Origin of the sequence: Streptomyces sp. NPDC059900, from assembly GCF_050270335.1 — a bacterium.
Classification (GTDB): Bacteria; Actinomycetota; Actinomycetes; order Streptomycetales; family Streptomycetaceae; genus Streptomyces.
Genome location: NZ_JBNNJZ010001147.1, coordinates 1 through 1,134, shown reverse-complemented (window position 1 = coordinate 1,134; position 1,134 = coordinate 1). Strand labels below are relative to the sequence as shown.

Sequence of the window (1,134 nt, the reverse complement as noted above, 5' to 3'; positions counted from 1 at the left end):
CGTCAACACCGGGGACTTCGACGATCTGCGTGCCATCGCCGCGCTGCGCGAACGCTACCCCTTCTGGCTGCACGTCGACGCCGCCTTCGGCGCCTTCGCCGTCCTGTCGTCCGCGCACCGGCATCTGGTCGACGGCCTGGACCTGGCCGACTCGATCTGCATCGATCTGCACAAATGGCTGAACGTGCCCTACGACAGCGCCGTGCAGTTCACCCGCAGCCCCGACCTGCAAACCAGCGTCTTCCAGAACGCGGCGGCCTACCTCGGCCCGCTCGGTGACACCCCCGACCTGGCCCACCTCACCCCGGAGAACTCCCGCCGCCTGCGCGCCCTCGCCGCCTGGTTCACCCTGCGCGCCTACGGACCAGACGGCCACCGCGAGATCACCGAAAGGTCCATCAACTGCGCCCGCACCCTGGGCGAAGCCGTCACCGGCATCCCCGGCCTGCGACTTCTGGCACCGGTCCGCCTGAACGTCGTCTGTTTCACCCTCGCAGAAGACCCCACGGCAGAACGACTTGCCGCCCTCACCGCGCAGCTGGCCGAAGAAGCCTTCCTCACGCCCACCGTCCTCGACGGTGTCCCCGCACTGCGAGCCGCCTTCAGCAACTGGCAGACCACCGACACCGACACCCGGCGGGTAGCCGGGGCACTGCGGGCCGCAGTACGGGAGTTGTGCTGACCGGTGGCGCTCGGGACCCGGCCGGCACGGCACCGGGCCGGCCGGTCAGTCCCGAATCAGCCGCTGCGGCCTATCACCTCACGGACCCAGCCCGTGTAGGCGGGCGCACTGGTGTAGAGCCCCGGGCCCTGGCTGCAGCGCACGCCCGGCGTGCCGGGGCCCGAGGTAACGCCGATGAGTTCCCAGCGGCCCTTGCGGTTCCGCTGGAGCTGGGGGCCGCCCGAGTCGCCGTTGCACGCCATGGCGCCGGGTACCTGGCTGATCGTGCACAGGCGGGTGCTGTCGGCATAGCCCGGCGCGCACTGGTCGGGTGCACCCCTGCGCGTGTCGAGTTCCTGGAGCCGGTTCGGGAACACCCAGCCGGTGGGGTCGGGTGCGTCCGCGATGGTGCCGAAGCCCAGGATTCGGGTCGGGGTGCCGGCCGGTCCCGGCGCGTCGGCGATGCGGAGGGG

2 protein-coding genes are annotated in these 1,134 nt (G+C 71.5%); one reads left to right on the top strand and one right to left on the bottom strand.

The window, feature by feature from the left end:
• The coding region (locus ACQKIP_RS47965) for a pyridoxal phosphate-dependent decarboxylase family protein (RefSeq protein ID WP_427745930.1) at positions 1-682 on the top strand (682 nt) is incomplete at its 5' end.
• A 56-nt stretch (positions 683-738) separates the two neighbouring features.
• Here the strand turns inward: ACQKIP_RS47965 and ACQKIP_RS47960 are convergent.
• The coding region (locus ACQKIP_RS47960; protein ID WP_427745928.1) for a trypsin-like serine protease at positions 739-1,134 on the bottom strand (396 nt) is incomplete at its 5' end.